General features: G+C 58.6%; 7 protein-coding genes. 3 read left to right on the top strand and 4 right to left on the bottom strand.

From position 1 onward, the window contains the following. A partial coding sequence (locus tag ACEW8J_RS14970) for a sulfatase-like hydrolase/transferase (protein ID WP_373492443.1) occupies positions 1-1,515 on the bottom strand: 1,515 nt, incomplete at its 3' end. A gap of 84 nt (positions 1,516-1,599) precedes the next feature. On the opposite strand from ACEW8J_RS14970, the gene map reads away from it, so the two are divergent. Continuing rightward, positions 1,600-2,424, top strand: coding sequence for a type I methionyl aminopeptidase (map, locus tag ACEW8J_RS14965; protein WP_373492442.1), 825 nt, complete (start codon positions 1,600-1,602; stop codon positions 2,422-2,424). 103 nt (positions 2,425-2,527) lie between these two features. Further along, positions 2,528-2,848 carry an HPF/RaiA family ribosome-associated protein gene (locus tag ACEW8J_RS14960; protein ID WP_373492441.1) on the top strand — a complete coding sequence of 107 codons (321 nt, stop codon included), beginning with the start codon at positions 2,528-2,530 and terminating at the stop codon, positions 2,846-2,848. 312 nt (positions 2,849-3,160) lie between these two features. Here the strand turns inward: ACEW8J_RS14960 and ACEW8J_RS14955 are convergent, their stop codons facing one another. After that, on the bottom strand, positions 3,161-3,631 hold the full coding sequence (locus ACEW8J_RS14955; protein ID WP_373492440.1) for a hypothetical protein: 471 nt from the start codon (positions 3,629-3,631) through the stop codon (positions 3,161-3,163). Positions 3,632-4,112: 481 nt separating this feature from the next. Here ACEW8J_RS14955 and ACEW8J_RS14950 point away from each other — a divergent pair, with 481 nt between their 5' ends. Beyond that, entirely contained in the window at positions 4,113-4,661 is a 549-nt protein-coding gene (locus ACEW8J_RS14950) for a hypothetical protein (protein WP_373492439.1), read from the top strand. A 192-nt stretch (positions 4,662-4,853) separates the two neighbouring features. Here the strand turns inward: ACEW8J_RS14950 and ACEW8J_RS14945 are convergent, their stop codons facing one another. Continuing rightward, entirely contained in the window at positions 4,854-5,144 is a 291-nt protein-coding gene (locus ACEW8J_RS14945) for a type II toxin-antitoxin system RelE/ParE family toxin (protein WP_373492438.1), read from the bottom strand. Next, entirely contained in the window at positions 5,137-5,385 is a 249-nt protein-coding gene (locus ACEW8J_RS14940; protein WP_373492437.1) for a type II toxin-antitoxin system ParD family antitoxin, read from the bottom strand. The genes ACEW8J_RS14945 and ACEW8J_RS14940 overlap by 8 nt, the downstream gene beginning before the upstream one ends. Positions 5,386-5,718 lie beyond the last annotated feature (333 nt).

Raw genomic sequence — 5,718 nt, 5'->3', positions numbered from 1 at the left:
GCCGGGATCGCCGGCGAGCACGACCAGCGGCACCAGGCCCTCTTCCGGCTGCGGGTCGGGCGAGCAATGGGTGACGACGCCGGTGCCGCCGCGCTCGTGCAGATTCTGGCCGTGGTCGGCGGTGTAGATGATGGTCGAATTGCCGAGATCGGCCTGGCCGAGCAGCCGGTCGAAAAAGGCACCGACATTCCACAGCAGGGTGTTGCGATAGGCGTTGCGGTAGAGCACCCAGCTTTCGGCCGAGCCGGAAAAGCCGTCGCGGTCGCCGGTGTCGGAAATATGCAGAAACTGACCGCGCGGCAGCACCGGCTGATAGCGCATATAGGCGTCGGGATATTTGTCGTGGATCGGAAAATGCGCGCCGATCTTGTTGAGATAGATGAACTGCCTCTTGCCGTCGTTGAGAAAGCCGGCGAGCGCGTCGGCCGAGGCATGGTCGCGGCGCTGGATCGGGACACCGTCAAACGCGACCCACTGGTCGACGTCCTGCAGTTCGGATTCGTCCATCAGATTGTTGAACATCCGCTTGGTCCGTTGCACGTCGATATAGATGGTCTCCAGCCCGGCGCGCTTGGCATAAGCCCAGATCGAGGGCATGCTGCCGTTGATCCGGACATAATCGTCGCGGGTGCCGCCGTGGCGCAGCGTCATGTTGACGGCGGCGCTGCAATGGGCGATCGACACGGCGAGGCCGAAATTATGCGCGGTGACGCCGTTTTGCGGTGCCTTGAGCCCGCTGTGGACGCCGTCCGGATTGTTGATGTCGAGATAATGGCCGGAAATGCTTTCATCGACCAACAGCACGATATCGCCGTCACCGTTCAGCGGCCGGACCACCGGCAGCCGGACCGGCTGCCGCGGCATGATCACGGCGGTGGACCGCTCGTAACCGTAGAGCAAGGTGTATGCGGCGCCGGTATAGCTGGCCGGCAGGCCGCGGGCGCCATCACCGCCACGGACGAACAGGATGCCGGCGAGCGCGAACAGGGTCAGCAGCGGCGCGGCCACCAGCATTTTGCCGCGGGCGGCGGGCCACATCCTGCCGTGGACGGGAGCCAGATTTTCACCGGCTCCGGCGCGGGCCCGGTGCGGACCCAGCCCGATCCCGAGCAGCAGCAGCAGCCCCTGCCCCGCGCCGATCAGGATCGGTCCGGCATATTGGCCCCAGGCCTCGTGCAGCGAGCCGGAGGCGTTGATCATGCTGATGAACGCGTGATAGGGCATATGATCCTCGGCCGAGCTCTGGTAGGTTTCGACCATGATCCCGGCGACCGAGATGAACAGGGCGAAGCTCCAGCGGATCAGCGCGGCCGGGATGAAGGCGGCGCTGACGATGCCGATCAGGCAGAGGCCGAGCAGCGCGCCATAAGCGGCCAGCCCGAACCACTGCCATTCCGGTGCGACCAGCGATTGAAACCGGTCGATGACCTGCCCCGAACCGAGCAGCAGCGCTGCCCCGATCAGCAGCATTTTCAATTTTGTCAGCATGGCCTTGCCCCGAACTTCAAACGCCATGGTCTAGCCCATTTGTGTTAAATAACTGAAAACATGTGCACGGCAGGCCTCGCAAAAGCGCGAATGGCTCGTTATATAGGCAGCATGACAGACTATCTGACCGTAGAAGACACCACCCCGCAATCCCGCACCGGCGCGATCAAGCTGCACGGGCCGGACGCGTTTGAAGGCATGCGCAAGGCCGGCCGGCTGGCCGCCGAGATCCTGGACTCGCTGGTGCCGCACGTCGTCCCCGGCGTGACCACCGGCGCGCTCGACGACATGGTTCGCCAGCAGGCCTTTGCCGCCGGCGCCGTGCCGGCGACGCTGGGCTATCGCGGCTTTACCCACAGCTGCTGCACCTCGATCAACCATGTCGTCTGCCACGGCATCCCCGGCGACAAGAAGCTGGCCGAGGGCGATATCGTCAATATCGACGTTACCGTGATCGTCGACGGCTGGCACGGCGACACCAGCCGGATGTATCTGGTCGGCAAGACCCCGATCAAGGCGAGCAAGCTGGTCCAGGTGACCTATGAATGCATGATGCTGGGCATCGAGCAGGCGAAGCCGGGCAACCGCATGGGCGATGTCGCGCACGCGATCCAGAGCCACGCCGAGGGCCACCGCTATTCGGTGGTCCGCGATTTCTGCGGCCACGGCCTGGGACAGATGTTCCACGACGCCCCGGAAGTGGTCCACGCCGGCCGCCCCGGCACCGGCCCGGAGCTGCGCCCCGGCATGTTCTTCACCATCGAGCCGATGATCAATATCGGCAAATATGCCTGCAAGATGCTCGACGACGGCTGGACCGCGGTGACCCGCGACCGCTCGCTGACGGCGCAGTTCGAGCATAGTATCGGGATTACCGAGGATGGCTGCGAGATATTTACCAAGAGCCCGACCGGGCTGGATGCGCCGCCTTATTAGGAGCGCGGTCTATTGCGGACCTGCGGCCCTGTCCTTCCTGACTTTCTGGAACGAACAGACGGTTCGAACGTAGATTTCCCAGTATCAAAAAAGAGAGAGACTTATGGATTTCCAGTTCAACAGCGACAATAATATCGAAGGCACCAGCGACATGGCCGATCGGGTCGAGGCGCGTATCCGGGAACGGCTGGCGCGGTTCGACAGCCGCCTGACCCGGATCGCGGTGCATGTGCGCGATATCGATGGCGCCACTGACGGCCCGGACGGCGTCGAGGCCTCGATCGAAGCGCGCCCGGCCGGCGGTCAGCCGATCGCCGTATCGGACCGGGCGGATGTGCCGGAGACGGCGGTGAACCGGGCGCTGAAAAAGCTGGTGGCGCGGCTGGATAGTGAATTTGGCAAGATGGATCGGGTTCGGCGGTAGTTGGGGTTTGGGGTGGTGTACTGACTGGAGTTATGGGTTGCCGGGTCTTCGTAACAGATCAGCCTTATCTTCTTTGTCACGACTATTTGTAAAAGTGCACTGTCACCTTAATTGCGGGATCGATGACTGTGACACGGTCTTGTACCGTTCATGTAGGTATGGCGCTATCGATGATTACGGCAGGGATGCTGAAGATGGGGCCTGAGGATCTAGTTTTTATCATCTATTGAATGCCGACGGAGAACATTAAACTTCCCAGTCTGATAAAAAGGGCGGGAAGCAACTCCCGCCCTATGTCATTTTCATGATAGCTTATTTGTCGGTGTTCATCTTGATTTCGCGCAGAATATAGGTCCCTTGGATCTTGCGAATATTGTTATAGAGTTCCCGCACTGTCTTGTTGCTGCTTTCCATGTTGGCTTCGCCCCAGGCCGCCATGAACTTGTCATATTTGGCCTTATCAGCGTCCAGCTCAGCCATGTTGGGATAGTTGACCCTGAGGACCAGGTTCACATCATTGTCACCATAAGGCACAACGTAAATGCCGTAATCGCTAATCTGCCCCAATTTTTTGGATACCTCGTTGGCCTTTACCCAGGTTCCCTTCAAACCTTCCAGGTAAAAGCCGAGTTGGCCCTCATCCACTTTTACGTAAGTCAATTCCACCACAGTCTTTTGTGGAGTGTAGTCTTCCCATACCTTGAGTTGCGCCGCGGCTGGTGTGCTTAAAGCCAAACATGCCGTCGCTGCTGATATAGAAATAGACTTAAAAATACCGTTCATGATATTACCCCTTTGGTTCATAAAAATACGACCCTAGATGGGAGAATACGCAACTTATCCTCTAGCCCCCGGTTTTTACTGACAGACACAAAGGCTATGAGTCAAGGCTCAGGTCGGTTTTGGCGTTCATGATCACGGCCTACTCCCGATTGTTCATGATTTGCCTTACCCCTCAGGCCAAAAGTAGATGTCAGCTTCCAAGCAATGAACAAAGCTTACTGACCGGCAGGAACGAGAGCGCAAAGCCATCGATCTGCGCTTACCGCCCCTAGGTCTGCTATTGCTTCTTGGCCAGCCGATAGCGGACCGTCGCAAAACCACCCAGTTTCAGACATTTGCGTGGCAATGGTGGGAGCCGAAAAGCCGACGCAAGACGGCTTCATCGCCTACAGTAGGAAATGGGCCGGTTGCTGACAGTCAGCTTTGCAGAACCAAGAAATCGCTCATGGCGTCGGATGATTGATCCAGCTAACTACATCGAGTGAAACAAAGCAGAGCAGATTCGAATTGGGATAGCCTTGCCGGTGACTTGTTTCGCCGTGCCTATAGTTTTGGCCTGTCGGCATTCCAGCTTACACACGTAGCAATGGCTGTTGCAGTAGGACGAAATGACACCGATGTTGAGAAGGCCGCTTACAATGGTGCTCACTCACCAGCGATTTGGTTTCTCGTTGGTTTTGCCTTCGAGTTGTTTCTGAAGTCTGCAATCGTCGCAACGGAAGACGGGGTCTCGGAAATCAAGTCGCTAGGGCACGATCTCGACAAAGCATTGGAGAAGGCCGAGGAGCGTGGCTTAGCGCTCAACGAAAGCACCCGCACTTCAATCCAGATCGCAAATCGCACTCACAATACCCAAGGAAAAAACAGTCTCTACTTCCGTTACGGTGGCGGTGATAGCGCCGACGTCGAAACCGTTGAGACTATCGTGGCTTCTTTAAAAGACTTGCTTGAGCAGACAGCCCCCTTGGTCGGTCAGTCTCAAGCCACTTATGAGGTTTTCCTTGTTCCCTACGAAAAATGTTCAGAGTAACTCTTCATTCTCTCGCGATGTAATTGGACAGGAATTGGAGAGGACCGCTTCTCGAAATTACGGTAACAGGAATTACGGTGACGTTGCACTTCTAGCTTCATTATGGTGACTGCTTGAACAACCGCACTGTCATCGCGTTCCTGTAATCCCGTAACCCCATTCTATATCCGGCAATCCCACCCCAACCACTCCTCAAAAACCCCCCTCGAAATCCATATTGTGATGCAGCACGCGCACGATATGCAGCGCATCCCGCTCAGCCCTGTAAAAAACAACATGCGCCTGCTGGCGGATGCGGCGCAATCCGGGGGCGATCTCTTCGGCGCTGCGGCCCAGCTGCGGGTTGCCCTGCAGGGAGTGGAAACAGGCGTGAAGCCGGTCGCGGTACAGGCGGGTCTGATCGATGCCGAATTCGGCGATGGTGTAGTCGGGTATTTCGGCCAGATCGGTTGCGGCGCGCCTGCCTAGGTGCAGGTCAGCCATTTACGGCGCGGGCTTCGGCGGCGCGCCATATCTCGTCCAGAGACCGGTCGCGGGGGCCGCTGTCCAGCCCTTCGGCTATCGCCGCGCGCAACGTGGCAAGCCGGTCCTGTTGCGTCTGGTTGCGCTTGACCAGATCGCGGATATATTCGCTGTCATTGGTAAAGGCGCCGCTCGCGATCTGGGATTTGATCCAGGCGTCCTGGCTCTCGCTGAGCGTGATGGTTTTGCGGACGGTGGCCATGGGCGACGCTCCTTGCAGACGTATTGTCATATTATTGGTGCAGCTTGTGCTTATAAAGGCGGTTGGGCGCGATGGCTGCGGCATGGCCTGAACTGACAAGCAGCTTTATCTGGTAATGGCTGGTGCGCGCGCCTAGACCCCCAGCCCACATCCCGCCAACTCAGGCACCAGAACAGGCATCAGCACATGGCCCGCAAACATTCGAAACATGGCGGCTATCAGGACCATCCGTTCGACGAGGAGCAGGAGGCGCCGACGCCGGTGCCCTGCTGGCTGTGCGCGCGGCCGAGCGGCGAGACCATCGTCTGGCATCATCCGGTGCCGAAAAGCCGG

The sequence above is a fragment of the Parasphingorhabdus sp. genome (assembly GCF_041748495.1).
Lineage (GTDB): Bacteria > Pseudomonadota > Alphaproteobacteria > Sphingomonadales > Sphingomonadaceae > Parasphingorhabdus.
Note: the sequence above shows the minus strand (reverse complement) of the source record. Positions and strands in the feature narration are given on the sequence as shown.